22 protein-coding genes are annotated in these 26563 nt (G+C 53.5%); 7 read left to right on the plus strand and 15 right to left on the minus strand.

Annotated elements, in window-relative coordinates:
- Positions 1-117 precede the first annotated feature (117 nt).
- Together fadB and fadA are read left to right on the plus strand one after the other, a co-directional pair.
- Positions 118-2307: a fatty acid oxidation complex subunit alpha FadB gene (fadB, locus tag BJJ97_RS03945; RefSeq protein ID WP_095993127.1), complete on the plus strand. Its 2190-nt coding sequence runs from the start codon at positions 118-120 to the stop codon at positions 2305-2307.
- A gap of 11 nt (positions 2308-2318) precedes the next feature.
- A complete protein-coding gene (gene fadA, locus BJJ97_RS03950) occupies positions 2319-3482 on the plus strand; it encodes an acetyl-CoA C-acyltransferase FadA (protein ID WP_095993128.1) in 1164 nt (387 codons plus the stop codon).
- A 98-nt stretch (positions 3483-3580) separates the two neighbouring features.
- On the opposite strand, the gene fre is transcribed toward fadA, so the two are convergent.
- Positions 3581-4282 (minus strand): NAD(P)H-flavin reductase, encoded by a 702-nt coding sequence (gene fre, locus BJJ97_RS03955; RefSeq protein ID WP_095701230.1) that lies wholly within the window; start codon positions 4280-4282, stop codon positions 3581-3583.
- A 52-nt stretch (positions 4283-4334) separates the two neighbouring features.
- Positions 4335-5831: a 4-hydroxy-3-polyprenylbenzoate decarboxylase gene (gene ubiD, locus BJJ97_RS03960; protein ID WP_095993129.1), complete on the minus strand. Its 1497-nt coding sequence runs from the start codon at positions 5829-5831 to the stop codon at positions 4335-4337.
- 200 nt (positions 5832-6031) lie between these two features.
- On the opposite strand from ubiD, the gene rfaH reads away from it, so the two are divergent.
- The gene (gene rfaH, locus BJJ97_RS03965; protein ID WP_039364226.1) at positions 6032-6520 is read left to right on the plus strand and encodes a transcription/translation regulatory transformer protein RfaH; all 489 of its coding nucleotides are present in this window, start codon (positions 6032-6034) and stop codon (positions 6518-6520) included.
- A gap of 127 nt (positions 6521-6647) precedes the next feature.
- Here the strand turns inward: rfaH and hemB are convergent, their stop codons facing one another.
- From hemB to argC, 12 genes are all read right to left on the minus strand, one after another.
- Positions 6648-7670 carry a porphobilinogen synthase gene (gene hemB, locus BJJ97_RS03970; protein ID WP_095993130.1) on the minus strand — a complete coding sequence of 341 codons (1023 nt, stop codon included), beginning with the start codon at positions 7668-7670 and terminating at the stop codon, positions 6648-6650.
- Between the two features lie 17 nt (positions 7671-7687).
- Positions 7688-8470, minus strand: a complete 783-nt coding sequence (gene tatD / locus BJJ97_RS03975; RefSeq protein ID WP_095993131.1) for a 3'-5' ssDNA/RNA exonuclease TatD — start codon at positions 8468-8470, stop codon at positions 7688-7690.
- A gap of 106 nt (positions 8471-8576) precedes the next feature.
- Positions 8577-9329 (minus strand): Sec-independent protein translocase subunit TatC, encoded by a 753-nt coding sequence (gene tatC / locus BJJ97_RS03980; RefSeq protein WP_095701228.1) that lies wholly within the window; start codon positions 9327-9329, stop codon positions 8577-8579.
- Between the two features lie 3 nt (positions 9330-9332).
- Positions 9333-9923 (minus strand): Sec-independent protein translocase protein TatB, encoded by a 591-nt coding sequence (gene tatB, locus BJJ97_RS03985; protein WP_095701227.1) that lies wholly within the window; start codon positions 9921-9923, stop codon positions 9333-9335.
- A 3-nt stretch (positions 9924-9926) separates the two neighbouring features.
- Positions 9927-10187: a Sec-independent protein translocase subunit TatA gene (gene tatA, locus BJJ97_RS03990; protein ID WP_039364213.1), complete on the minus strand. Its 261-nt coding sequence runs from the start codon at positions 10185-10187 to the stop codon at positions 9927-9929.
- Between the two features lie 82 nt (positions 10188-10269).
- Complete coding sequence (gene ubiB / locus BJJ97_RS03995; RefSeq protein WP_095993132.1) at positions 10270-11910, minus strand: ubiquinone biosynthesis regulatory protein kinase UbiB; 1641 nt, start codon at positions 11908-11910, stop codon at positions 10270-10272.
- Positions 11907-12548, minus strand: a complete 642-nt coding sequence (ubiJ, locus tag BJJ97_RS04000; protein WP_095993133.1) for a ubiquinone biosynthesis protein UbiJ — start codon at positions 12546-12548, stop codon at positions 11907-11909. The genes ubiB and ubiJ overlap by 4 nt, the downstream gene beginning before the upstream one ends.
- A gap of 12 nt (positions 12549-12560) precedes the next feature.
- Complete coding sequence (ubiE, locus tag BJJ97_RS04005) at positions 12561-13316, minus strand: bifunctional demethylmenaquinone methyltransferase/2-methoxy-6-polyprenyl-1,4-benzoquinol methylase UbiE (RefSeq protein ID WP_010283801.1); 756 nt, start codon at positions 13314-13316, stop codon at positions 12561-12563.
- 165 nt (positions 13317-13481) lie between these two features.
- Positions 13482-15011 (minus strand): DNA recombination protein RmuC, encoded by a 1530-nt coding sequence (gene rmuC, locus BJJ97_RS04010; RefSeq protein WP_095993134.1) that lies wholly within the window; start codon positions 15009-15011, stop codon positions 13482-13484.
- 329 nt (positions 15012-15340) lie between these two features.
- Positions 15341-16714, minus strand: a complete 1374-nt coding sequence (gene argH, locus BJJ97_RS04020) for an argininosuccinate lyase (RefSeq protein ID WP_039474646.1) — start codon at positions 16712-16714, stop codon at positions 15341-15343.
- 61 nt (positions 16715-16775) lie between these two features.
- The gene (gene argB, locus BJJ97_RS04025) at positions 16776-17549 is read right to left on the minus strand and encodes an acetylglutamate kinase (RefSeq protein ID WP_039278775.1); all 774 of its coding nucleotides are present in this window, start codon (positions 17547-17549) and stop codon (positions 16776-16778) included.
- A 37-nt stretch (positions 17550-17586) separates the two neighbouring features.
- Positions 17587-18591, minus strand: coding sequence for an N-acetyl-gamma-glutamyl-phosphate reductase (argC, locus tag BJJ97_RS04030; protein ID WP_015842152.1), 1005 nt, complete (start codon positions 18589-18591; stop codon positions 17587-17589).
- 202 nt (positions 18592-18793) lie between these two features.
- On the opposite strand from argC, the gene argE reads away from it, so the two are divergent.
- Together argE and BJJ97_RS04040 are read left to right on the plus strand one after the other, a co-directional pair.
- Complete coding sequence (gene argE / locus BJJ97_RS04035; protein WP_157910770.1) at positions 18794-19945, plus strand: acetylornithine deacetylase; 1152 nt, start codon at positions 18794-18796, stop codon at positions 19943-19945.
- 54 nt (positions 19946-19999) lie between these two features.
- On the plus strand, positions 20000-20713 hold the full coding sequence (locus BJJ97_RS04040) for a GntR family transcriptional regulator (protein ID WP_095701220.1): 714 nt from the start codon (positions 20000-20002) through the stop codon (positions 20711-20713).
- 3 nt (positions 20714-20716) lie between these two features.
- Here BJJ97_RS04040 and BJJ97_RS04045 read toward each other — a convergent pair whose 3' ends face one another.
- Positions 20717-21916 carry a starvation-sensing protein RspA gene (locus BJJ97_RS04045; RefSeq protein WP_095995317.1) on the minus strand — a complete coding sequence of 400 codons (1200 nt, stop codon included), beginning with the start codon at positions 21914-21916 and terminating at the stop codon, positions 20717-20719.
- Between the two features lie 322 nt (positions 21917-22238).
- Here BJJ97_RS04045 and BJJ97_RS04050 point away from each other — a divergent pair, with 322 nt between their 5' ends.
- Together BJJ97_RS04050 and ppc are read left to right on the plus strand one after the other, a co-directional pair.
- Entirely contained in the window at positions 22239-23627 is a 1389-nt protein-coding gene (locus BJJ97_RS04050; RefSeq protein ID WP_095993136.1) for a PTS transporter subunit EIIC, read from the plus strand.
- Between the two features lie 240 nt (positions 23628-23867).
- Positions 23868-26507, plus strand: coding sequence for a phosphoenolpyruvate carboxylase (gene ppc / locus BJJ97_RS04055; protein ID WP_095701218.1), 2640 nt, complete (start codon positions 23868-23870; stop codon positions 26505-26507).
- Positions 26508-26563 lie beyond the last annotated feature (56 nt).

Here is a 26563-nt window from a genome sequence, read left to right on the forward strand (position 1 = left end):
GTGCTTTGTGATCGATTCGGCAAAAAATTAATCTCTCGTTTGCAAAACGTTAACATTAAAACCACAATTCGATTATCTGGTCATACCAGATTACTCACACAAACAGCGGAGATAAACATGCTTTATCAAGGTGAATCCCTCTACCTTAACTGGCTTGAGGACGGCATTGCCGAGCTGGTATTTTCTGCCCCTGGCTCCGTAAACAAGCTAGATACCCGCACGGTTGCCAGCCTGGGTAAGGCGCTGGACGTTCTGGCGGAACAGCCGAACCTGAAGGGCTTACTGCTACGTTCTGATAAACCGGCATTTATTGTCGGTGCCGATATCACAGAATTCCTTTCTCTTTTTGCCGCACCGGCCGAAAAGCTGCATGAATGGCTTGTCTTCGCCAACCGAATTTTCAGCCGTCTTGAGGACTTGCCCGTTCCCACACTGTCCGCGATTAATAGCTATGCGCTGGGCGGCGGTTGTGAATGTATGCTGGCGACTGATTTTCGGCTGGCAACGACGGATGCACGCATCGGGTTGCCTGAGACCAAACTGGGGATCATGCCGGGCTTTGGCGGCACGGTCAGGCTACCACGCCTGTTGGGTGCGGACAGCGCGCTGGAGATTATCGCCGCAGGCAAAGACATCAGCGCAGCCGATGCCTTAAAAGTGGGGCTGGTGCAGGCCGTTGTCGCCAATGACAAGCTGGTTCCCGCCGCCATCAAGATGTTGAAACAGGCGATTAACGGCTCACTGGACTGGCAGGCTTACCGACGGCCGAAACTTGAACCGCTGAAGCTCAATAAGATCGAAGCCATGATGAGCTTTACCACCGCCAAAGCGATGGTGCTACAAACTGCGGGCAAACACTATCCGGCACCGATGCTAGCGGTAAAAACCATCGAAGCAGCCGCGACCATGACGCGTGATGACGCATTGCAGCTTGAGACGCAGCACTTCGTTCAACTGGCACGTTCAAATGAAGCTCGCGCGCTCGTTGGTATTTTCCTCAACGATCAATATGTTAAAGGCAAAGCGAAGAAGCTGATTGGCGAGACGTCCGTACCGCAGCAGGCCGCCGTGCTGGGGGCAGGCATTATGGGCGGCGGCATTGCCTATCAATCTGCATTCAAAGGCGTGCCGATTCGGATGAAAGATATCAACGAGAAGCCGCTCGCACTGGGGATGAATGAAGCAGCCAAGCTCCTGAATAAGCAGATGGAACGCGGCAAGCTGGACGGAATGAAAATGGCGACGATTCTAGCCAGTATTCAGCCAACGCTGGATTACGCCGGGTTCGAGCGCACCGACATCGTCGTTGAGGCCGTGGTTGAGAACCCGAAAATCAAAGCCAGCGTGTTGGCAGAAACCGAATCGCACGTGAGCGAGAATACGATTCTGGCGTCAAATACCTCAACGATCCCGATTGCTTCACTGGCTGCGTCGCTAAAACGACCGCAAAACTTCTGTGGTATGCACTTCTTCAACCCGGTACACCGTATGCCGCTGGTCGAAATTATTCGCGGCCCTCAAACCAGCGACAGCACCATCGCCAGCGTGGTGGCTTACGCCAGCAAGATGGGCAAAACGCCGATTGTCGTGAACGACTGCCCCGGATTTTTCGTGAATCGGGTGCTGTTCCCCTATTTTGCTGCGTTCAGCTTATTGCTCAGAGACGGTGCCGACTTCCGCGATATCGATAACGTCATGGAGAAAAAATTCGGCTGGCCGATGGGCCCGGCCTATCTGCTGGACGTTGTTGGTATTGATACCGCTCACCATGCTCAGGCCGTGATGGCTGAGGGCTTCCCACAACGCATGGCGAAAGACTATCGCGATGCGATTGATGCTCTGTTTGAACACCAGCGCTTCGGACAGAAGAATGGCCACGGCTTCTATCGCTATCAAACGGATAGCAAAGGGAAGCTGCGTAAAGAACAGGATGAGGCTGTAGATGCGATTCTTCAGGACATCAGCCAGCCGAAAAAAACGTTCAGCGCAGAAGAGATTATCGCTCGTATGATGATCCCAATGATTAATGAAGTCGCGCGCTGTCTGGAAGAAGGTATCGTCGCCAGCCCCGCCGAAGCAGACATGGCGCTGGTATACGGGCTAGGTTTCCCTCCCTTCCACGGCGGAGCCTGCCGCTATCTGGATACCTTGGGCAGCGAACGCTATGTCGAGATGGCACAGCAGTTGGCTCACCTCGGCGCCATCTATCAGGTGCCAGACGGCTTGCAGCAAAAAGCCAAAAGCAATAAAGGCTATTATCCATCGGTCGCGCCACACGCGGACGTTTCTTACGGTCAACCGGCATGAGGACAGGAAATATGGAAAAGGTAGTGATTGTTGATGCCGTACGTACGCCGATGGGACGCTCCAAAGGCGGCGCCTTCCGCCAGGTGAGAGCCGAAGATCTGTCCGCACACCTGATGCGTAGCCTGTTGAGCCGTAACGCGGCGCTGGACGCCCGAGAGATCGACGATATCTATTGGGGATGTGTGCAACAGACGCTGGAGCAAGGCTTCAACGTCGCCCGCAATGCCGCTTTACTGGCAGAAATTCCGATGAGTGTCCCTGCGACCACGGTTAACCGGCTGTGCGGTTCCTCCATGCAAGCTCTCCACGATGCAGCACGTGCCATTATGGTTGGCGACGCGAATGTCTGCTTAATTGGCGGAGTTGAGCATATGGGGCATGTGCCGATGAATCATGGCGTCGATTTTCATCCGGGACTAAGCCGCACCACGGCGAAGGCGGCGGGTATGATGGGACTCACGGCTGAGATGCTGGCACGCATGCACAATATTGGTCGAGATATGCAGGATCAGTTCGCCGCACGTTCACACCAGCGCGCCCACAGCGCTACCCAGTCAGGGGCATTCCGTAATGAAATCGTCCCCACGGCGGGCCATGACGCAGACGGCACGCTGCAACGCTTCGATTATGACGAGGTCATTCGCCCAGACACCACCGTCGATAGCCTTGCCGCGCTCAAGCCAGCATTCGATCCGGTTAACGGTACGGTAACAGCCGCGTCATCCTCAGCGTTGTCCGATGGCGCCGCAGCCATGTTAATCATGAGCGAATCCCGCGCGGCATCGTTAGGCTTACCCGTACGGGCTCGCATTCGGGCGATGGCCGTCGTTGGCTGCGATCCTTCAATTATGGGCTACGGCCCCGTCCCGGCGACCAAACTGGCGCTGAAACGGGCAGGGCTAAGTCTGGCCGATATCGGCCTCTTTGAACTGAATGAAGCATTTGCCGCCCAGACGCTACCCTGCATTAAAGATCTGGGGCTGCTGGAACAGTTGGATGAAAAGGTCAATCTCAATGGCGGTGCGATTGCGCTGGGTCACCCGCTTGGCTGCTCAGGCGCACGCATCTCTACTACGTTGATTAATTTGATGGAAAGCCGCGACGTTCAATTTGGCGTGGCGACGATGTGCATCGGGCTGGGACAAGGCATTGCGACGGTATTTGAGCGCGTCTAAACACAGGAAAGCTCTGCCAGAGCAAGACTAGAAACCAAAAATCCCACAGCCGTGGGATTTTTATTTTTACTACTTATGTCTTACTGCTACCGACGACTTTAAATAAACGAAAACGCATCGCTGAACATATGCGCTGTCAGCGCGCCGCGTTCGTTACAAAAACGCTCACGTGCAATTTTCGCCATTTCAAAACGACCAGCAATATAGATATCCTGCTCTGCCAGTGAGCCGTAATCCTGTAATACCGCACTCAGAACGGTCCCCGTTCTACCATCCCATCCTGCTTCTGGCTGTTCGACTACCGGCACTACACGTAGATTGGAGTGCTTGGCCGCAAAGCCTTCAAGTTCGGTTAAGTCATACAAATGCTGGGATTCACGTCCGCCCCAGTAAATGGCGATATCGCGCTCGGGTTGCTGTGCCAGCGCGGTCAGCAGAATAGAACGCACATACGAAAATCCGGTTCCCCCCGCAATCAACACCAGCGGGCGCGTACTCTCTTCCCGCAGCCAGGCTTCGCCATGCGGGATATCGACCGTCAGGGTTTTTTCCTTGTGAATGCGTTCCATCACGGCCATCGCGTAAAGATTCAGTTCGGACGCCCCAATGTGCAATTCAATAAAGTTTTTATCCATCGGGGTCGATGCCAGTGAAAAAGGACGTTTATCTCGATCGCCCATCACCACCATCAAATACTGGCCAGCCCGAAAGGAAAACGGCGCTTCAGGTAACAAACGAACGCGATAAACCGTATCGGTTATGGCTTCGACCGAAGTCACTTTACAGCTCAATGTTGTCATGCATTCCCTCTATAGGGTCATAAAAGCAAAACTGAGAACAGAGCAGCAGCCCTTAACGCCGAGGCTCTCTGTCACTAAAAATGGCCAGTTCGTCCCATATTTCATCAATGCGGGCACAAACCTGTGGGTCTTTCTTGATGGGGCGACCCCACTCACGCTGCGTCTCGCCAGGCCATTTATTGGTGGCGTCCAGACCCATTTTGGAGCCCAGACCAGAAATCGGCGAGGCAAAATCAAGGTAATCTATCGGCGTATTTTCTACTAATACCGTATCGCGCGCCGGATCCATACGCGTCGTGATCGCCCATATGACGTCGTTCCAGTCACGCGCATTGACGTCATCATCGCAGACAATGACAAATTTCGTATACATGAACTGGCGTAAAAAAGACCAAACGCCCATCATGACGCGTTTAGCATGGCCAGGGTACTGCTTCTTCATGGTAACGACCGCCAGACGGTAAGAGCAACCCTCCGGTGGCAAATAAAAATCGACAATCTCAGGAAACTGCTTTTGCAGGATCGGCACGAAAACTTCGTTCAACGCCACGCCCAGCACGGCAGGTTCATCCGGCGGCCGGCCAGTGTAAGTCGAGTGATAAATGGCATTCTGGCGCTGAGTAATATGTGTGACGGTAAAGACTGGGAAGTGATCGACTTCATTGTAATAGCCGGTATGGTCGCCGTAAGGGCCCTCTGCTGCCATTTCTCCCGGTTCAATATAGCCTTCCAGAACAATTTCCGCACTGGCGGGGACTTCCAAATCGTTCGACAGACACTTCACCACCTCGGTCTTATGCCCGCGCAGCAAACCCGCAAAGGCATATTCCGATAACGTATCAGGGACTGGCGTCACTGCACCGAGGATCGTCGCAGGGTCAGCGCCCAATGCGACAGACACGGGAAAACGCTGCCCGGGATTTTCCTGACACCACTCCTGGAAATCCAGCGCGCCGCCGCGATGAGATAGCCAGCGCATAATCAGTTTGTTTTTACCCAGCACCTGCTGGCGATAGATCCCCAGATTCTGCCGCTCTTTATGCGGCCCGCGCGTCACAGTGAGCCCCCAGGTAATCAGCGGTGCGGCATCTTCCGGCCAGCACTGCATCACTGGAATCCGGCGCAGGTCAACGTCATCCCCCTGCCAAATCTGTTCCTGACACGGCGCAGAAGACAGACGCTTCGTCGGCATATTCAATACCTGACGGAACTTCGGCATTTTATCCACCAGATCGCGGAACCCTTTGGGCGGCTCCGGCTCTTTCAGAAACGCCAACAGCTTGCCCACCTCGCGCAATGCGCTGACGTCTTCCTGCCCCATTCCCAATGCAACACGTTTCGGCGTGCCAAATAAATTGCACAGCACCGGCATGTCATAGCCTTTGGGATTTTCAAACAGGAGCGCTGGGCCTTCCGCACGCAGCGTTCGGTCGGCAATTTCCGTCATTTCAAGGTAGGGATCGATGGGCTGGGTAATGCGTTTTAACTCCCCTCTCTCTTCCAGCAGTGAGAGGAATTCGCGTAAGTCACGGTATTTCATGCTATTCATCGGGGGCAGTCTATCGTTCTGGCTATTATAAAGTCTCTTCGCCAACCTGTCGCTTCCTGCAACGCCTATTTATGGTAAGAATCTGCTCACTATCAAGAATCCGATCGCCAAAATGTGGTAACAAAAATATCTGCCGAAAATTTTTTATCCGTGCTCGCTTTTGTTATGCTTGCTCGTCGGAATCATAAGTCTGCGAAATTATGGAAGCCTGGTACTTACTGTATTGTAAACGTGGTCAACTGCTGCGAGCGAAAGAGCATCTGGAACGTCAGGATGTCACCTGCGTGAGCCCGATGATCACGCTAGATAAGATCGTTCGTGGTAAACGAACGGAAGTGTGTGAACCGCTGTTCCCGAACTACCTGTTTGTGGAGTTCGACCCCGAACGCATCCACACCACCACCATCAGCGCGACGCGTGGGGTGAGCAACTTTGTGCGATTCGGTGCACTGCCTGCGACCATTCCGCAGCAGGTTATCGATGAATTATCACTTCGCCCTATTCAGGGAATCATTGACCCACTGACGCCACAGCCCGGCGATAGCGTGGTCATTACCGACGGTATCTTCTCTGGTCTTCAGGCTATCTATACCGAACCTGACGGCGAAGCCCGCTCGATGCTATTACTGAATATGTTGAACAAACAGGTCAGACAAAGCATCGATAACCGCGAGTTTCGCAAAGCCTAATCCTTTGAAAACTAGTCCTTTGAAAGCATAGTCCTTTGAAGACATAGCCCTTCGAAAAACGTAGTCCGACGTTCCTTGTCTGTTTGCCCTACCCGGCGCGTTTATCCCGCGCCGGATGAGAACAAGCTTAGCGTTGCATATGCTGATCGTGCAGCCACTGTGCGACACGTTTGGCAAAATAGGTCAGCACCCCATCGGCACCTGCGCGTTTAAAGCACAGCAGAGACTCCATCACTACTGGCTGTTCTTGCAACCAGCCATTCTGAATCGCCGCCATGTGCATCGCGTACTCACCAGATACCTGATAAGCAAACGTCGGCACGCCGAAGGTGTCTTTGACGCGACGCACTACGTCCAGATAAGGCATCCCCGGTTTGACCATCACCATATCCGCGCCTTCCTGCAAATCCTGCGCAATTTCCTGCAAAGCTTCATCGCTGTTGGCCGGATCCATCTGGTAGGTTTTCTTGTTGCCACCTTTCAGGTTACCCGCTGAGCCCACAGCGTCACGGAAAGGCCCGTAATAGCACGATGCATACTTAGCCGAGTACGCCATGATCTGGGTATTGATCAGGTTTTGTGCTTCAAGGGTGTCGCGGATAGCACCGATGCGACCGTCCATCATGTCGCTAGGCGCAATAATTTCGGCTCCAGCTTCAGCGTGGCACAGCGCCTGACGCACCAAAATCTCCTTGGTGACGTCGTTAATCACATAACCATCCGCATCGATAATCCCGTCCTGCCCGTGCGTGGTATAGGGATCGAGCGCCACATCCGTCAGCAAACCCAGCTCTGGGACAGCGTCTTTCAACGCGCGGATTGTGCGAGGAACCAGGCCATCCGGGTTATAGGCTTCTTCGGCATATAACGATTTCTTATCCGCTTCAATAACGGGGAACAGCGACAGCACCGGAACGCCGAGCTTAGCGATCTCTTCGGCTTCTTTCAGAAGCACGTCGATAGTCATCCGGTATACCCCCGGCATTGAGGGAACTTCCTGACGATGATTTGTCCCTTCCATCACGAAAACGGGATAAATCAAATCATTCACCGTCAGTTGATTTTCAGCAACAAGGCGACGGCTGAAATCATGGCGGCGAATGCGACGCATACGTCGGCCGGGGAAAGTGCCGGGAAAAGCAGTGCTCATGTCATTATTCTCCTGAATCAGGCCAGCCGGAAAACCCGGCGGGCATTTTCATCTGTTGTCTGTCCCAACCATGTGGCATCTTCTCCACGCCACTCCGCAATCTGGCGAATAATATGAGGCAGATAACAGGGTTCGTTACGGCGGGAGGCCGGTTTAGGGCGTAAATCCCGCGGTAACAGATAAGGTGCGTCGGTTTCCACCAACAGCCGATCGGCAGGAATATGCGGCAGTAAGGCGCGCAGCTCAAGCCCGCGACGCTCATCGCAAACCCAGCCGGTAATGCCAACCATCAGCCCCACAGCCAGACACTCATCCAATTCATGACGATTGCCAGTAAAGCAGTGAACGACGGCGGCAGGTAACTGACTCAGCCACGGCGTCAGCAGGGAGATAAATCGGGAATGGGCATCACGACAGTGAAGGAAAACCGGCATGGACAGTTCGGCCGCTATCGCTAACTGCGCACTGAATGCCCGTTCCTGCTCTTCTGGCGTCGAAAAGTTACGGTTGAAATCCAGCCCGCATTCGCCGATGGCAACCACGCAGTCGGCGCTTGCCATGTGATGAACCTGTTCGGCAATAGTGTCATTCCATTGGCTGGCATCATGCGGATGAACACCTGCCGTTGACCAACAGTAATCGGGGTAGGCTTGCGCCAGTAACATGGCCTGATGGCTTTCCTGAGCGTTTGTTCCTGTGATCAAGATGCCGCTGACACCCGCTTCCTTTGCCCGGATGACGACCTGCTCCCTGTCTTTTTCAAACTGGGAACTGGTTAGGTTGACACCGATATCAAACATGACTCTCACCTGCCCGTGACCGTTCGCCGATTTCACGCCGGCGAATAAAAAAATAAGACCTCTCAAAGAGAGGTCATTTTACCGTTCTACCGCAGGAAACCGTGCGTTACTGCGATGGCTCTTCGGTTTCAGCGCGTCGGCCTTTGCCAACATAAAACCGTGAGAAGAAGACGCCGATTTCAAACAGCAGATACATGGGAATCGCCAGCAGCGTCTGCGAGAAAACATCCGGCGGCGTTAGCAACATACCGACAACGAACGCGCCGACCAAAATATAAGGGCGCTTTCTTTTCAGCTCTTCCGGCGTCACCACGCCACTCCAGCAGAGCAGCACAATGGCAACTGGCACTTCAAACGATATCCCGAACGCCATGAACAGCGCCATAACAAAATCGAGGTAGTTATTGATGTCCGTCGCAATCAGCACGCCAACAGGCGCGGTTTTCGCAAAAAAGCCAAACGCCAGCGGGAACACCACGAAGTACGCAAACGCCATGCCCATATAAAACAGCAAACTGCTGGAGACCAGCAACGGCATCATTAAGCGACGCTCGTGTTTATACAGGGCTGGAGCGACAAATGCCCACACCTGATACAGCACCAGCGGCGCAGCGACAAACACTGAGACAATCATCGTCAGTTTTATCGGCGCAAAAAAAGGCGAGGCGACATCGGTCGCGATCATGCTGGCACCCGCAGGTAATTGCTCAATGAGCGGTGCAGAAACCAGTTGATAAATGTCGTTGGCAAAGTACACCAGCGCAATAAATACCGCCAGCACACAGATAATGCTGTTCAGTAGCCGCTTACGTAGCTCAATCAGGTGGCTAATTAGCGGTTGAGTCTCTTCATCGGCCATAAACTAACGACTATCACTCGGTTGGCGGGCAGAAACAGCAGAAGACTGGGACTGCTCAGGTTTGACATTATCGTTGCCGACAGCGTTATCACTCGTGGCGTTGCGATCATCATGGTGATGTTCAGCCACAGCAGCGCTTTCAGGTTTAGGCTGACTGACTGCCGGACGTACTGCGGTTTCCGCTTCAATCACCCCATCGTAGGCTGCTTCAGGATCGCTCAGCGGGATGTTGTGCTGCGGTTCCACCGTCGGGCTATGACCCTCTGGCGTTTGGTGCTCTGTCTTTTGCAGCGACACTGTCTCGGTATAGCCGCGTTTCATCGCTTCCGCCGCTTCTTTGAGTTCATCCATTGAGGCTTTCAACTCAGGCGACAGATTCTGCAAACTGGCTTTTTCGACTTTCTTCAGGCTTTCCTGAAACTCCTGGAGTTTCAGCTCCTGCGACAGTTCATTCTGAACCGTAGACGCCAGCGAACGCAGCGTCCTGATCCAGCTTGCAACCGTTCTGACTGCCACAGGCAAACGCTCCGGCCCGAGAACAATCAGGCCGAGAACCATCACCAATAGCAATTCACCAAAACCGATATCGAACACAGATTACACCTGCTCTTTATGCTGGCTCTTCGTTTCGCCCGGCTTGACGTCTGATTGGTTGTCAGCGATAGACTTGGTAGAGAAATCGGCATCTGGCTGCGTTTTGTCTGCGCTAGTGGACGGTTGATCGTCACCCATCGCTTTCTTAAAGCCTTTGATGGATGCACCCAGATCCGAACCCAGCGTTCTCAGCTTGTTGGTTCCGAACAGTAAGATGACGATGACTGCGATAATCAACAGGTTCCAGAGACTAATACCACCCATAACATTTACCTCTTTTCAAAAAGGGGAACGACAGAATTCCCGTAATTATATCGGGTAATTCTGGCGTGCATCATGATCTGCTTCAACGAGTTCGACGCCAACCGATAATCCAGGCAACAATTCCTGCGGCCATCAACCCTGAGGGAACCATATCGGCTTCAACACGGCTGATCAGTAACAACGTACCACTGATTAGCAGCGTTGCGCCAATACCCAAAAGATATCGTGACTGTCCTTGACGAGACTGCTGCGTCTTTAACTCATAGGCCAGCTTATCGACGCTTTGCTTTAACATCTTATGCTGACGTAGCCCGTCATAAAACAGCTCAGGGACTTCCGGCAATTTTTCAGCCCAGAACGGTGCCTTTTCTTTGAGCGCACGGAAAACCGCAGGCAAACCGACCTGTTGTTTCAGCCAGTTTTCCAGAAACGGCTTGGCGGTTTTCCACAGATCGAGCTGCGGATAAAGCTGCCGACCCACGCCTTCGACATACAGCAGCGTTTTTTGTAGCAACACTAGCTGAGGCTGTACTTCCATATTGAAACGACGCGCCGTATTAAACAAATTCAATAATACATGACCGAACGAAATTTCTGCCAACGGCTTCTCGAAGATCGGCTCACAGACCGTACGAATAGCAAACTCAAAATCTGCAACATTCGTGTCCGCAGGCACCCAGCCCGAATCCACATGCAATTCGGCAACTTTGCGATAATCACGGTTGAAGAAGGCAATGAAATTCTCAGCCAGATAGCGCTTATCTTCTTTATTCAACGAACCGACGATACCGCAATCAATACCAATGTATTGCGGGTCTTCTGGGTGCTCGTAGCTGATAAAGATATTGCCGGGATGCATATCTGCGTGGAAGAAACTGTCGCGGAACACCTGCGTGAAGAAAACCTGAACGCCACGTTCTGCCAGTAGCTTCATATCAGTACCATTGGCTGTCAGCGCATCGACATCAGAAACCGGAATACCGTAGATTCGCTCCATCACCAACATGCTTTCGCTGCAATAATCCGAATAAACTTCCGGCACATACAGCATCGGGCTGTTCTCAAAATTACGCCGCAGTTGGATGGCGTTTGCCGCTTCTCGCAGCAAGTTCAGCTCATCAAGCAGCGTTTTTTCATATTCCAGCACCACTTCGCGCGGACGCAGACGACGACCATCCGGCAACAGGTGAGGCAACCAACCCGCCAGACGTTTCATCAGGCGCATATCCGCCTTGATGACAGGCAAAATATCTGGGCGAATAACCTTGATAACGATCTCTTTGCCCGTGCTTTTCAGGCATGCGGTATGCACCTGTGCAATCGAGGCTGAGGCCAGTGGTTTAATGTCAAAATCATCAAACCACTCTTCAAGAGGGATTCCCCCCATCGACAGCTCAATTTGCTCACGCGCCAATTTGCCATCAAACGGCTCAACCTTATCCTGCAACATCGCCAGTTGATCGGCGATAGCCGGTGGGAACAGATCGCGGCGTGTAGACATCATTTGTCCGAACTTAATCCACACGGGCCCCAGTTCCTGAAGCGCCAAACGCAGACGTTCCCCTAAAGGCTTAGTGCGGTGACGATTGGGTAACCAGAACAGCAGACGACGGCCCGCACGTAGCGGAAGCGTCAGACGCATTTTAGGAATAAGTTCGTCCAGACCATAGCTCAACAGCACACGCACAATGCTGTAAAGGCGGCGTAATTCACTGGGCGTCATCGTAAAGCCTCCAGCTTCGCCAGCCGTTCGGACAACGTATCGGCGGATTTATCCAGCGCAACAATTTCCTCATGGAACCAGGCGTTTTCCAGTTTTCCCGGCGCCAGTCGCCACTCTTCCGTTAGCGTCTCAGACAAGAAATGTTGCTGCTGATGTAATGAGCGTCTCAGGAAACTCAGGGTTTTCTGTGCCGTTTGGGTAAGGCCCTGAGCAACAATATCGCCCAGATAGGGGGACAACCACTCCGCCGGATCGAACTCCGCCAGATCAACCAGCACGATGAACTGTTGAACGACTTGAATATCGCCTTCTATCACCAGCTCGCCGCTGCGCATCAGCGACGAGAGCTGCTGACGATCGCGTAATTTCATCAGAACCGGAACGCGTGTCTTCAGGCAACAATCCGCTGGCTCGCCCCACTGGCTGATCACGTCCAGCCGCTGTTCGTTAAACACCAGCACCAAAGGCATATCCAGTTCAGCCAGCTCGATCTGGAGTGTTTTTCCCTGTAAGCGCTGGCGAGCAGACTTCATACTTCGATCACACGAAAAACCACGATCGCAAGAAACCGTATCGTGAAAAAGAAGCTGATTCAGCGCGGTTTCCAGCGTAGCAGTCAGAAAAGACGTTATCAGCATTGGCGTTTCCAATCAGAATTTAAACCCACGATGCAGCGCAACGATTCCACCAGTGAGGTTGAAATAGTTAACACTGTCAAAACCGGCATCGATCATCATCCCTTTCAGCGTTTCCTGATCGGGGTGCATGCGGATAGATTCCGCCAGATAGCGGTAGCTCCCGGCATCACTCGCCACGGCTTCGCCAATCCTCGGCAGGATATGAAATGAATACGCATCGTAAACGGTGCTCAGCTGTTTAATGATCGGCTTGGAAAACTCCAGCACCAGCAAGCGACCACCCGGCTTCAGCACGCGGTACATTGAGCGCAGCGCTTTGTTTTTGTCCGTCACGTTGCGCAGACCAAAGGAGATAGTAATGCAGTCGAAGAAGTCATCAGGGAACGGCAGCGCTTCAGCATTGGCCTGCACGTAGTTGATGTTGTCGATAATGCCTTTGTTACGCAGTTTTTCGCGGCCCACTTTCAGCATGGATGCATTGATGTCCGCCAGAATGACTTCACCACCTTCGCCAACCATGCGGGAGAATTTAGCGGTTAAATCCCCTGTGCCTCCGGCAAGATCCAGAACTCGCTGGTTACGTCTTACTCCACTACATTCGATAGTGAAACGCTTCCAGACACGGTGGATACCAAAGGACATCAGGTCATTCATCAAGTCATACTTTGCTGCTACAGAATGAAAAACCTCAGCCACCATGACTTCTTTTTCATCTCTGGCGACAGTCCGAAAACCAAAGTCGGCCGTTTTCTCCTGCTCACTTGCCATCTTATCCGCCTACTATTTCAGTCAAATTTCGGGTCTACCCATTAATGGTGAGAGTGTACCAGACCCGTATAAAAACCCCACTGCACTAATTTCGCATAGCATGGAGCCCAAGCCCACGAAATTCATACCTATTTAGTACGAATCAGTACGGGTAGCGAAAGGGGTTTACCCTTCTTCGCCCTCCGTTTTCACGGTTGGCGAAACAGCGTCGGGTGCTACGGAATCCGGTAATTCATCGCGTTCAGCGTGCTCATGGGCCGTTGCTTTTTCTGCTAATGACGGGCTGATTGTGCGTTTGATTTCTACACCCAGCGCACGGAACCCCTCAGCCTGGCCAATAAGGTTACCACGCCCAGAGGAAAGTTTATTCATCGCCTGACGATAAGTGCCCTGCGCTTTATCCAGACTCAGCCCCAGCGCTTCCATATCATCGACAAACAATCGCAGTTTATCGTACAGCCGCGAGGCTTTCTCGGCGATCTGCTGTGCGTTGCGGCTCTGTTGTTCATAGCGCCATAAATTGTTGATGGTGCGTAATGCCACCAGCAGCGTGGTCGGGCTGACCAGCATAATATTGTGCTTTAGCGCCTCGTTGATCAATTCGGGCTGGCGATCGATAGCAACCAGAAAAGCAGGCTCGACCGGAATAAACATCAGCACGTAGTCTAGCGAACGTAGGCCGGGAAGCTGCTGATAATCTTTGCTGCTCAACTGCCGAATATGGCTGCGAACCGAGAGCAAATGCTCGTTCAACGCCACACTACGCTCTGCGTCATCGTCACTATTGAAATAGCGCTCGTAGGCCACCAGCGACATCTTGGCATCGATCACGACATCTTTGCCCTGCGGTAAGCGCACGATGACATCCGGTTGCAGGCGGCTATTTGCCCCCGTCTGCACGCTGACCTGTGTTTGGTACTCATATCCTTCACGCAGGCCGGAGGCTTCCAGCACGCGGCTTAACACCACTTCGCCCCAATTGCCCTGCGTTTTATTATCGCCCTTCAGTGCTTTCGTCAGGTTGATGGCCTCGTGTGCCATCTGCGCGTTCAGCTGTTGCAGATTGCGGATTTCATGCGCCAACGTGTGACGCTCGCGCGCTTCCGCGCCAAAGCTGTCCTGCACCTGACGGCGAAAGCCATCAAGCTGCTCACGCAGCGGCATCAGCAGCTTATCCAGACTCTGTTTATTTTGTTCATCCACTTTGCGGCCACTGTGTTCAAAAATCCGGTTCGCCAGATTCTCAAACTGCGTCGTCAACCGCTGTTCGCTGTTTGACAGCAGCCGCTGCTTCTCTTCTGCCGCCATACGGGTTTCTTCCAGCCGAATGGTAACTTCCCGCAGCTCCGCTTCCTGCGCGCTGTTGATTTCACGTAGCGTTCGCAGTTCCTGATTGAGCTGCACGCACTCCGCGCGAAGTTCATTAAGCTGTTGCAGCTTTTCATGGCTGGCAGAGAGCTGAGCGTGAACCGTGCGCAGCTCCAGCTCGTTTTGCCGTAGCCGCTGTTCGTCCTGCTGCTTTGCCTGCTGCTGTTCACTGAGCGACTGCTGAGTCTGCTGCAATGTCTGCGCCAGCAATTGCTGTTCGGTGTCATGCCGCGACAGCTTCTGCTGATGAATCAGGCTGGCAATTAACCACCCGACCAACAGACCCACTGCACTGCCGCCCAGACCATAAAATATGCTGATATCCACTTTGCCTCCGCAGGCCTTTCACGCTGTCGGTCAAGGTAAAATGATACTGTATGGATGTCCAGAAACAATTCTGGTGGGGAAGACGCTGAGCAGAGAAATGCGAGCCGCATTCCATATGAAAATGGATAGATGATAATTTGCAGAAGAATCAGATCGGTAACGTTGGGGGAACGGAAGGTACAGCTTCAATCTATTCCAGTAGGCGTTATTGGTGCAGCCAGTTTGGACTCGGACAGCGCACAGAAACCGGAGCGTACACGTAGTACGTGAGGATTTCGAGCACTGCCCAGGTTCAAACTGGCAAATAAAATAGCCTAATGGATAGATTCTTAGGCTAAGCGCTGCTTCGCATCACTGATCGCTTTAGCGACCTGCTGCGGTGACACGCCACCTTGTGCAGCACGCTTATCCAAGCAGGATTGTAACGCCAGAATCGGGTACACATCCTCGCCAATCACGGCGCTGAATTTTTGCAGATCGGCCAGCGGCAACGCTTCCAATGCTTTGCCCTGACGAATGGCTTCAACCACCGCTTCACCTACGATATGGTGCGCTTCACGGAACGGAACGCCTTTCGCGACCAGATAATCCGCCAGCTCTGTCGAGTTCGCGTAGCCTTGCTCGGCCGCTTCTTTACAGCGCGGACGTTTAACCTGAATGCCTTCCAGCACCAGGCCCGCCATCATCAGGCAGTCATGCCAGGTATCCAGCGCGTCAAACAGCCCTTCTTTGTCTTCCTGCATGTCTTTGTTATACGCCAGCGGCAAACCCTTAAGCGTCATCATCATGCCGGTCAACGCGCCCTGTACACGACCGCATTTACCGCGAATCAGCTCCAGCGCATCCGGGTTTTTCTTCTGCGGCATCAGGGAAGAACCGGATGTCACACGGTCAGACAGCTCAACGAACGCCGCTTCACCGCTGTTGAAGAAGATAAGATCTTCGGCAAAACGCGACAGGTGGATCATGCCGATCGAGGCATCGGACAACAGTTCCAACACATGATCGCGATCGGAAACCGTATCCAGACTGTTACGCGTGGCTGAGGCAAATCCCAGCCAGCCCGCCAGTTGCTCACGGTCGATCGGATAAGCCGTTCCCGCCAGCGCGCCACAGCCCAGCGGGCTGACATCCAGACGCTTCAGCGTATCTTCCAGACGGCTTTCATCACGCGCCAGCATTTCATGGTAAGCCAAGCACCAGTGTGCAAACGTCACCGGCTGCGCACGCTGCAAGTGGGTGTAACCCGGCATCACCGCATCCTGATTCGCTTCCGCCGTCGTGACCAGCGCCTGACGCAGCTGGCGTACCGACAGCAGCAGTTCTGCAATCTGCGCCTTGCACCACAGTTTCAGGTCAGTCGCGACCTGATCGTTACGGCTACGACCGGTATGCAGCTTTTTACCTAAATCGCCGACTTTCTCAATCAGACGTAGTTCAACCCAGCTATGAATGTCTTCTGCATCGCTTTGCAGGATCATCTCAGGATCAGCTTGAACCTCAACCAGCAGCGCATTCAGCGCCTGTTCCAGCTGCTGCTGCTCCTGCTCGCTAAGCACGTTGACCGTCACCAGCGCTTTCGACCAGCCAATCGAGCCAACGATGTCCTGTTCCGCCAGACGGTAATCAAACCGCAGTGAGTCATTAAATTGTTTAAAACGCTGATCTGCTGCCTGACTAAACCGACCGCCCCACAAAGCCATAACGATTACTCCCAGAATTTAATTCATGTTGGTATCGCATCATGCCATACCCAGAAACGACTTACGCCAGAATACGTGTACCAATCGCCACGCCGTTGAACAGCGCAGGTAGCTGCTCGGCATGACGCCAGCTGGCGATATCAACCGGACGCCCCAGCGCACGCGCGGCATCCAGCGCGGCGTTGACCTTAACAATCATGCCGTCGGTGATGATGCCCTGAGCAATCAGCTGCTCGGCTTTCTCTGCCGTCATTTCGGCAATACGCTGGCCTTTACCGTCCAGAATGCCGCTCACGTCAGACAGCAGGATTAAATCCGCGCCCAGCGTTTGCGCCAGTGCCGTCGCCGCCTGATCGGCGTTGACGTTCATCAGGTCGCCCTGCGCCGTAATACCAATGGAGCTGACGACAGGCAGATAGCCCGCAGACAGCAGCGTGTTCAGCAACGCAGGCGATCCTGCTTCCGCTTTACCCACAAAGCCCAGAGACTCATCGAGCTGCGTGACCGTCGTGCTGCCGCCATCGCCCAGACACAGGCCGACTGCGTTGATATCATGCTTCTTCGCCCATGACAGCAGCGTCTTGTTGGCGGAACCCGCCAGCGCACCAGTGATGATGTCGATCTGATCGGCAGGCGTGACGCGCAGGCCGTTTTTCTTCACGACAGGCAGCGCCAGCTTCTTCATCAGCTCATCAACCAGACAGCCGCCGCCGTGCACAATCACCAGCGGACGCTGATGTTCCTGACGGTAAGCCACCAGCGCGGTGAACAGACGCTCCAGTGCTTCTTCGCTATCCAGTAAAACGCCACCTAGTTTGATAATTAACGGATTCATTATGCTTCGCGCCTCGAAATGTCGGGACCAGTAGTCATTAAATTAACGATTGGGTTTCAGGGAAACCAAAACGAATGTTCATGCATTGCACAGCCTGTGCCGCCGCGCCTTTCAGCAGGTTATCTTCGGTTGCCACCACGATCAGGTGCTCGCCATCGACGGAGAAACCGATATCGCAGAACGGCAGGCCGACAACGGATTTCAGCGCCGGAACGCCCTTATCATACAGGCGAACCAATGGCTTATCGTGATAGGCATTGTGATAGGCTTCGGCGACATCCTGCTGCGTGACGCCCGGTTGCAGGCGGCAAGTGATGGTTTCCAGAATACCGCGAGCGAAGTTGCCTAAATGCGGCGTGAAGATGACCGGCGTGCCGAGGTGCGTTGAAATTTCAGGTTCATGACGATGGTTGAAAATACCGTACGGTTGAAAGCTGACTTCGCAGAAGCTATTGGTCATAGACGCTTTACGTCCTGCCCCACTCACGCCGCTCACGGCGTTAATCACCGGCCACTGCGCCGGGTTCAGCAGTTGGGCATCCAGCAGCGGTTTAAGTGCCAGTTGCGCAGCCGTTGGATAACAGCCTGGCACGGCAATCAGCTGCGCCTGTTTTACGCTTTCAGCACGCCATTCGGCCAGCCCGTAAACCGCTTTTGCCAGCCAGTCAGGGTGCTGATGCTCAAAGCCATAATAGCGACGATAAAATTCGGCATCCTGTACGCGGAACGCGCCGGACAGATCAAAAACGGTGCAGCCTGCCGCCAGAAAAACAGGGGCCAGATCGTGGCTAACTTTGTGGTCGGTCGCCAGAAAAACGACATCCACGCCTTTCGCCGCTTCTTCCGCATCGGTCAGCGGTTTTACCGGAACATCGATGATACCTTTGAGCTGCGGATGTAAATCAGAAATCAATTTTCCTGCATCGACACTTTGCGCAGAAACCATCAAAGCGGTTATGTTCATCTGTGGGTGACGGTTCAGGTAGAGCGCAAGCTCAGCGCCGGTATAACCACTTGCACCAACAATCAGCGTATTCAGCATGGGATCCGTATACCTTCTTACTTATCTATGGAACAGGTAACAGGGCTCACCAGCGTCGGTACGCTGTTCACCCGCGAAACTCAGTGAAAGTGACGAATCGTCATCGCCGTACCTTTGGGTTTCCTTTCGCCGAGCATTATTGTATTTTTATTCAAAATAAATGCATGAATATTGATACTATCCTAACCAGAGGCTGTCAACAGTGAAGATGAATTTACCCCCTTTTATTGAGCTATATCGGGCATTGATAGCCACACCGTCCATCAGTGCCACCGACAGCGCGCTCGATCAAAGTAATCATACCTTAATCAACCTGCTGGCCGACTGGTTCGGCGATCTCGGCTTCCACGTGGAAGTCCAACCCGTCCCCGGCACCCTCAATAAATTTAATATGCTGGCGCGGATTGGTGAAGGAAAAGGTGGCTTATTGTTGGCAGGCCACACCGACACCGTCCCGTTCGACGACGGCCGCTGGACGCGCGACCCGTTCACGCTGACTGAACACGACAACAAGCTGTACGGCCTGGGTACGGCGGATATGAAAGGCTTCTTTGCTTTTATTCTGGATGCCTTACGCGATATCGATCCGACCAAGCTAACGAAACCGCTCTATGTGCTGGCAACGGCAGATGAAGAGACGACGATGGCCGGTGCCAAGTATTTCTCCGAATCCACGCAGATTCGCCCGGACTGCGCCATCATCGGCGAGCCGACGTCGCTGCAACCGGTGCGCGCCCACAAGGGCCATATGTCCAACGCGATCCGCATTCAGGGGCAGTCCGGCCACTCCAGCGATCCGTCGCGCGGCGTGAACGCGATTGAGCTGATGCACGAAGCGATTTCTCACCTGCTGGTGCTGCGCAACACGCTACAGGAACGCTATCACAACCCGATTTTCCACATTCCTCATCCGACCATGAATCTCGGCCACATTCACGGCGGCGATGCCGCTAACCGCATCTGCGGCTGCTGTGAACTGCATATGGATATCCGTCCGCTGCCGGGCATTACGCTTAACGATTTGGACGGACTGCTGTCAGAAGCGCTTGAACCCGTCAGCCAGCGTTGGCCGGGCCGATTGACCATCAGCGAGCTGCATCCGCCGATTCCTGGCTATGAATGCCCGCCCGATCACCGTCTGGTGTCAGTCGTAGAGAAGCTGCTGGGGACGAAAACGGAAATCGTGAACTACTGTACCGAAGCACCGTTTATTCAGACGCTGTGCCCGACGCTGGTTCTGGGGCCAGGATCGATCGAACAGGCGCACCAGCCGGATGAATATATTGATACCGCGTTTATCAAACCAACGCGGGAGCTGATCTCGCAGGTGATTCATCACTTCTGCCACCACTGATCCGATGCAAGCGGCCTTGTCAGTCACGCTGGCAAGGCTATTTTGAGACAGCTCATGAAAAAGAAAGACTTCATCGCGCAGGATTTACTGAGCAAAATCTATCAGCACACCGATCCGCTGCCGGAAAAGCTGCCGCCGGAACGCCAACTGGCGGAAGAATACGGCGTGTCGCGCTTTACCATCCGTCAGGCGCTGGAAAAGCTCGCCAGCATTGGCGCGATCCATATGGTGCAAGGCTCGGGTAACTTCATTAATCAGGGCGTACGCAGCAATCCGCTGGTGTATAACTCGATTACCGAAAAGAAATTCACTCAGATTTCATCTCGCCTGCTTAGCCTACATAAACGGCTACCGAATCGAGAGGAGCAGCAGGTATTTGCGATCGGAGAAAATGCGTTCATCTGGGAATTCAGTCGGTTACGTTATGTCGATAACCGCAAAGTACAGATCGAGATCTCGAAAATGCCTGCTGCGGATTTCCCAGACATGAGCCAGAAGATTATTGAAGGTTCTATCCAGCAGTATGTGCTCAGCAAGGGCTATGCGATTTCACACTATCTGACGCATTATCAGGCGGTTAACGTCACGAAAGCACAGGCTGAGCTACTGGGCTGCAAGAAAGGCACGGCGGCGATGCATATTCTTAATCGCGGTATTTTACAGGGCGGTCGCGTGTACGAATCGAGCGATATCATCGACATCAACTACACCTGTACCTACGTCATCCCCTTAAATCTCGATAATTTGACCTTCCGCCAGTCGCCGTAAGACTCAGGGCGTATGCATCGTGCCATCCGGCAGGCGGCTTTGCGTCCACTCGTGCGGACGATAGACGACGGGAAATTCCCGTGCCGCATCCAGATCGATCCCAACGCCGATACCGGGGCGTTCAATCGGATACAGGTAACCCTTCTCCGGCTCCACCGCCTGCGGGAAGACCTTGCGGGTATTTTCTGGGTAAGCGACAAACTCCTGAATGGCGGCATTGTGCAAATGGATATTCAGGTGAATGTTAACCGCCGCGCCGATAGGCGTCATATCCGGCGGGCAGTGCCACGCTAGACGAACACCAAAGTTCTGACAAAACGCGCCCAGCTTCAGTGCTGGTGTGATCCCGCCAATCTGTGAGACATGGCAGCGAATGAAATCAACCTGACGGTTAATCACCAGATTCTGCCACTCGGCAGGGTTATTAAACAGCTCCCCGGTCGCCAGCGGCACCGCACTCTGGCTGCGGATCTGCGCCAGCCACTCATTTTGCGCAGGCGGCAAAATGTCTTCGATAAAATAAGGACGATACACTTCTACCGCTTTGGCGAATTGTACGGCCTGATTCGGGAACAGACGCTCATGAACATCATGCAGGATGTGGAAGCGATCGCCGTATTTCTCACGCAGCGCACGGAACATGGCGAGCGTGTTGGCCATGTACTGATCCTGATCGTAATAGGCTCCCTCCGTCGGCTGCCGCGTGCTGTGCAGCGCATCGGGATTACCGCCATAAAATCCTAGCTGGCAGCGGATATGGCGATAGCCCTGCGCATACAGCCGATCCACTTCCTGATACAGCCCGTCCAGCGTATCGCTGGCAGCATGGCTGTAAGCGGCAATGGCATCGCGAGACTTCCCACCAAACAGGTGATAGAGCGGCATATCCGCCAGCTTACCCTTGATGTCCCACAGCGCCATATCGACACCCGCCACCGCATTGTTGATCACCGGCCCGTTACGCCAATAGGCGTTGACCATCATCATGTGCCACAGATCTTCAATGTGGTTAGCATCTCGTCCTAGCAGCAGCGGTTTGAGGTACTCGTCCACCATCGCCTTGACGGCCAGCGGGCGCTGCTGGAAGGTCGCACATCCATAGCCCGTCACGCCTTTATCCGTGTGAACCACCACCGTCACTAAATTATGACGGTCGGGGCGAGTAACAAGACATTCAATGTCAGTAATGATTGTCGGCAACACAAAAATATCCTCCAGAGCATTTACCGGAATAGCGTTATCCGGCAAAAACACAGTCTAAAATCAGTTTCTTTTTTTGTTTTCTACTTATTTTTTCTTTTATTGTAAACCTCTTATTTAAAAGATTTATTTTGGTTTGGAAAAGCCATCTAATTGATTAAAAAACCAGACCAATTATCGAATAATGGCAACAAAAAGCCCCTTATAGACTAACCATGTGACGAACTTCATGTTTTATTGGTTTGTTTTTTCTTCTTTAAGTTTTTACTATCGGTGGAAATAATTCGGCCAAAAATAACATAAGGCTATGCGGGGAGTTTATTTCATGGGAAAAAATGACGTTATTCAGTCAATCATTAAACTGGTTGGCGGAAGCGAAAACATTAATAAAGCCTGGCACTGCATGACGCGGCTTCGGTTTGATTTAATTGATGAAAGTAAAGTGCAAACCGAGGCGATCAGGAATCTGCCCGGTATATTAGGTGCACAACACCAGAGTGAACAGTTTCAGATTATTATCGGGCCGCAGGTCAATGAGTATTACGAACTGCTGAACGCCCAGCTTTCCTCCACAACGCTTTCGCCTACAGCGACATCGCAGCCAGACGTGCAGAAGCAGAAGAAGGGGCTGATTTCGCTGTTCATGGATACCGTTTCCGGCGTATTTGGTCCGATCGTCCCTGCCATCGCGGGTGCCGGGATGATCAAAGGGCTGCTGGCAGGGCTGATCGCCTTGAAAGTGGTCTCTGCCAAAACCGATACCGTGATCGTCCTCGACCTGATCGCCAGCGGTGTGTTCTATTTCTTACCTTTCTTCCTCGCCATCTCCGCAGCCAGGATATTTAAAACAAGCGAATATCTGGCAGCGGCTGTTGCAGCTTGCCTGATGTACCCGTCGTTGATAGAAGCGGCGAAGGCACTAGCCAGCAATAGCCCTAATGCAGTCAGCGCCTTTTACTTCATCGGTGTGCTACCCATTCCAGTGTTTAACTATGCTGCCAGCGTCATCCCGGTGATTTTCTCCGTGCTGGCACTGAGCTATATCCATCGTTGGGTCGACCGCATCATGCCTTCGGTGCTGAAAACCGTGTTTACCCCAACGCTGACGCTGTTTATCGCCGCACTGGTGTCGCTCACCGTTATCGGGCCATTTGGGATCTACCTCGGTAAACTGCTGGCACTGTTTATTCAGAGCCTGTTCGATGTGTCGTCTATTTTTGCTGGTTTCGTGGTCGGTGCGATTCGGCCTGTCGCGATTCTGACTGGCATGCATCACGCGATGACGCCTATTGCGCTGCAAAATTTCAGCAATCAGGGCTTTGATATGCTGATGCCAATGATGTGTATGGCTAATATGGCGATTGCGGGTTCCACGTTTGCCATCTACTTCCATGCCAAAACCCGTCAGGACAAATCTGTCGTGCTGTCTGCTGGGGTTTCCGCGCTGCTCGGTATTACCGAACCTGCACTCTTCGGCGTACTGACCAAGTATAAAAAAGCGTTTATCTCCGCGACTATTGCCAGCTCCATCGCCTCGGCCTTTATCGCGTACTTCGGTGTCCGGCTGTATGGCTACATCTTGTCGAGTATTTTCAGCCTGCCAGCCTATATCGGCCCGTACTTTAGCTACGCGGTATCCGGCATGGCCATCGCTATCGTGCTTTCTTTCACGCTGACTTATATTCTGGTCGTCAGAGCGTCCAAACAGGCGTAACCGCACTCGCGGGGCCTTTGCGCCCCGCCATCCCCCCGCTAATTAGCAACCCTAATATCCGCGCCTCTGTAATTAAATTTCACAAATTGCCAAGCCCACCTCAATGCAAGTACAAAGAATAAGGAGAAGAAAGAATCGTCAATTGACGAACCCGCCTTATCGTGGCTAGATGGAGGCAGTGCGTCAAAATATGTCAAGTGAAATAAACTTACAAAAATGGTAGGGATGGTCAGGGTAACTATGAACGAACAATATTCCGCAATGCGCAGTAACGTCAGTATGCTCGGCAAGCTTCTCGGCGATACCATCAAGGAAGCGCTGGGTGAAAACATCCTTGATAAAGTCGAAACAATCCGCAAGCTGTCAAAGTCTTCCCGCGCAGGTAATGAAAAACATCGTCAGGAGCTGCTGACCACGCTGCAAAACCTGTCTAACGATGAACTGTTGCCTGTTGCCCGCGCATTCAGCCAGTTCCTTAACCTGACCAATACCGCTGAGCAATATCATACGATTTCACCGCACGGTGAAGCCGCGAGTAACCCGGCACAGCTTTCCCACGCGTTTGAACGCCTGAAGGAAAATAAAGATCTGACCGAACGTGACATCCGTGACGCGGTAGAATCCTTGTCGATCGAGCTGGTGCTGACCGCACACCCGACCGAAATTACCCGTCGGACGCTGATCCACAAACTGGTAGAAGTGAATACCTGCCTCAAGCAGCTCGACCACAACGATCTGGCTGATTATGAACGCAATCAGATCATGCGCCGCCTGCGCCAACTGATCGCGCAGTCCTGGCATACCGATGAAATCCGTAAAATTCGCCCTACTCCGGTAGATGAAGCCAAATGGGGCTTCGCCGTGGTGGAAAACAGCCTGTGGGAAGGTGTGCCTGCGTTTTTACGCGAGCTGGATGAACAGCTGGAACAGGCTTTCGGCTATCGTCTGCCCGTTGATGCGGTTCCGGTGCGCTTTACGTCCTGGATGGGTGGCGACCGCGACGGTAACCCGAACGTCACGGCGGAAGTCACTCGCCACGTGCTGTTACTCAGCCGCTGGAAAGCGGCCGATCTGTTCCTGCGTGATATTCAAGTGCTGGTTTCCGAGCTGTCGATGTCCGAGTGTACGCCGGAACTGCTGGAGCTGGCCGGCGGCAGCGAAGTACAGGAACCGTACCGCGCCATCATGAAGTCGCTGCGTTCGCAGTTGAGCAGTACGCTGAGCTATCTGGAAGCTCGCCTGACGGGTGAGGAGCGTCTGCCGCCTAAAGATCTGTTGATTACCAATGAACAGCTTTGGGAACCGCTCCACGCCTGCTACCAATCACTGAAAACCTGCGGCATGGGCATCATCGCCGATGGTCGCCTGCTGGATACGTTGCGTCGCGTGCGCTGCTTCGGTGTGCCTTTAGTACGCATCGATGTCCGTCAGGAAAGTACCCGCCACACCGAAGCGCTGGCCGAGATTACCCGTTACCTGGGTCTGGGCGACTACGAAAGCTGGTCGGAATCCGATAAGCAAGCCTTCCTGATCCGTGAGCTCAGCTCTAAGCGCCCGCTCCTGCCGCGCTACTGGGAGCCGAGTGCGGATACCAAAGAAGTACTGGATACCTGTCGTGTCGTTGCCAAAGCGCCAGTCGGTTCAGTCGCAGCCTATGTCATTTCAATGGCACGTACGCCTTCCGACGTGCTGGCCGTTCACCTGCTGCTTAAAGAAGCGGGTTGCCCGTTTGCCTTGCCGGTCGCGCCACTGTTTGAAACGCTGGACGACCTGAACAACGCTGATGATGTCATGACGCAATTGCTGAGTATCGACTGGTATCGCGGCTTTATTCAAGGCAAGCAGATGGTCATGATCGGCTATTCCGACTCCGCAAAAGACGCGGGCGTGATGGCCGCCTCTTGGGCGCAGTACCGTGCACAGGACGCGCTGATCAAAACCTGCGAGAAAGCGGGTATCGCACTGACGCTGTTCCACGGACGCGGCGGTTCCATCGGTCGCGGTGGCGCACCGGCTCATGCGGCACTGTTGTCACAACCGCCGGGTAGCCTGAAAGGTGGCCTGCGCGTGACAGAACAGGGCGAGATGATCCGCTTTAAATACGGCCTGCCGGAAGTCACCATCAGCAGTCTGGCACTGTATACCGGTGCGATTCTGGAAGCGAACCTGCTGCCGCCGCCGGAACCAAAACAGGAATGGCACGAGGTGATGGACGATCTTTCTCGCGTGTCCTGCGATATGTATCGTGGCTACGTGCGTGAGAACCCAGATTTCGTGCCTTACTTCCGCGCCGCTACGCCGGAGCTGGAGCTGGGTAAACTGCCGCTGGGGTCACGTCCGGCCAAGCGTCGTCCGAACGGCGGCGTGGAAAGCCTGCGTGCTATCCCGTGGATTTTCGCCTGGACGCAGAACCGCCTGATGCTGCCAGCCTGGCTGGGTGCTGGTGCCGCGTTGCAGAAAGTCGTGGATGACGGCAAGCAGGAACAGCTGGAAGCCATGTGTCGCGACTGGCCGTTCTTCTCGACGCGTATCGGTATGCTGGAGATGGTGTTCGCCAAAGCCGACCTATGGCTGGCGGAGTATTACGATCAGCGTCTGGTAGAAGAGAAGCTGTGGCCGTTAGGGAAACAACTACGCGATCAGCTGGCCGCCGATATCAATGTCGTGCTGGCGATCTCCAACGACGATCACCTGATGGCGGATCTGCCGTGGATCGCCGAGTCGATCGCATTGCGTAACGTCTATACCGATCCTCTGAACGTGTTGCAGGCCGAATTGCTGCATCGTTCACGTCAGCAGGAAGAACCGGATGCCGATCTGGAACTGGCGCTGATGGTGACTATCGCTGGTGTCGCGGCGGGTATGCGTAATACGGGCTAATTGCGCAGTCAGCAAAAACTACACAGACAGCAAAAACAAGGGCCGGTCAGTTGACC

The sequence above is a fragment of the Pectobacterium polaris genome (assembly GCF_002307355.1).
GTDB classification, from domain to species: Bacteria; Pseudomonadota; Gammaproteobacteria; order Enterobacterales; family Enterobacteriaceae; genus Pectobacterium; species Pectobacterium polare.

Bases quoted from the DNA above. Each gene is read 5' to 3' on its own strand.
- argH (WP_039474646.1), bottom strand. From the start codon at position 16,714: ATGGCTTTGTGGGGCGGTCGGTTTAGTCAGGCAGCAGATCAGCGTTTT.
- BJJ97_RS04040 (WP_095701220.1), top strand. From the start codon at position 20,000: ATGAAAAAGAAAGACTTCATCGCGCAGGATTTACTGAGCAAAATCTAT.
- BJJ97_RS04050 (WP_095993136.1), top strand. From the start codon at position 22,239: ATGGGAAAAAATGACGTTATTCAGTCAATCATTAAACTGGTTGGCGGA.
- fre (WP_095701230.1), bottom strand. From the start codon at position 4,282: ATGACAACATTGAGCTGTAAAGTGACTTCGGTCGAAGCCATAACCGAT.
- argC (WP_015842152.1), bottom strand. From the start codon at position 18,591: ATGCTGAATACGCTGATTGTTGGTGCAAGTGGTTATACCGGCGCTGAG.
- tatD (WP_095993131.1), bottom strand. From the start codon at position 8,470: ATGTTTGATATCGGTGTCAACCTAACCAGTTCCCAGTTTGAAAAAGAC.
- ubiB (WP_095993132.1), bottom strand. From the start codon at position 11,910: ATGACGCCCAGTGAATTACGCCGCCTTTACAGCATTGTGCGTGTGCTG.
- ubiJ (WP_095993133.1), bottom strand. From the start codon at position 12,548: ATGCTGATAACGTCTTTTCTGACTGCTACGCTGGAAACCGCGCTGAAT.
- ubiE (WP_010283801.1), bottom strand. From the start codon at position 13,316: ATGGCAAGTGAGCAGGAGAAAACGGCCGACTTTGGTTTTCGGACTGTC.
- fadB (WP_095993127.1), top strand. From the start codon at position 118: ATGCTTTATCAAGGTGAATCCCTCTACCTTAACTGGCTTGAGGACGGC.
- rfaH (WP_039364226.1), top strand. From the start codon at position 6,032: ATGGAAGCCTGGTACTTACTGTATTGTAAACGTGGTCAACTGCTGCGA.
- fadA (WP_095993128.1), top strand. From the start codon at position 2,319: ATGGAAAAGGTAGTGATTGTTGATGCCGTACGTACGCCGATGGGACGC.
- tatA (WP_039364213.1), bottom strand. From the start codon at position 10,187: ATGGGTGGTATTAGTCTCTGGAACCTGTTGATTATCGCAGTCATCGTC.
- argB (WP_039278775.1), bottom strand. From the start codon at position 17,549: ATGAATCCGTTAATTATCAAACTAGGTGGCGTTTTACTGGATAGCGAA.
- hemB (WP_095993130.1), bottom strand. From the start codon at position 7,670: ATGAGCACTGCTTTTCCCGGCACTTTCCCCGGCCGACGTATGCGTCGC.
- tatC (WP_095701228.1), bottom strand. From the start codon at position 9,329: ATGGCCGATGAAGAGACTCAACCGCTAATTAGCCACCTGATTGAGCTA.
- ubiD (WP_095993129.1), bottom strand. From the start codon at position 5,831: ATGAATAGCATGAAATACCGTGACTTACGCGAATTCCTCTCACTGCTG.
- ppc (WP_095701218.1), top strand. From the start codon at position 23,868: ATGAACGAACAATATTCCGCAATGCGCAGTAACGTCAGTATGCTCGGC.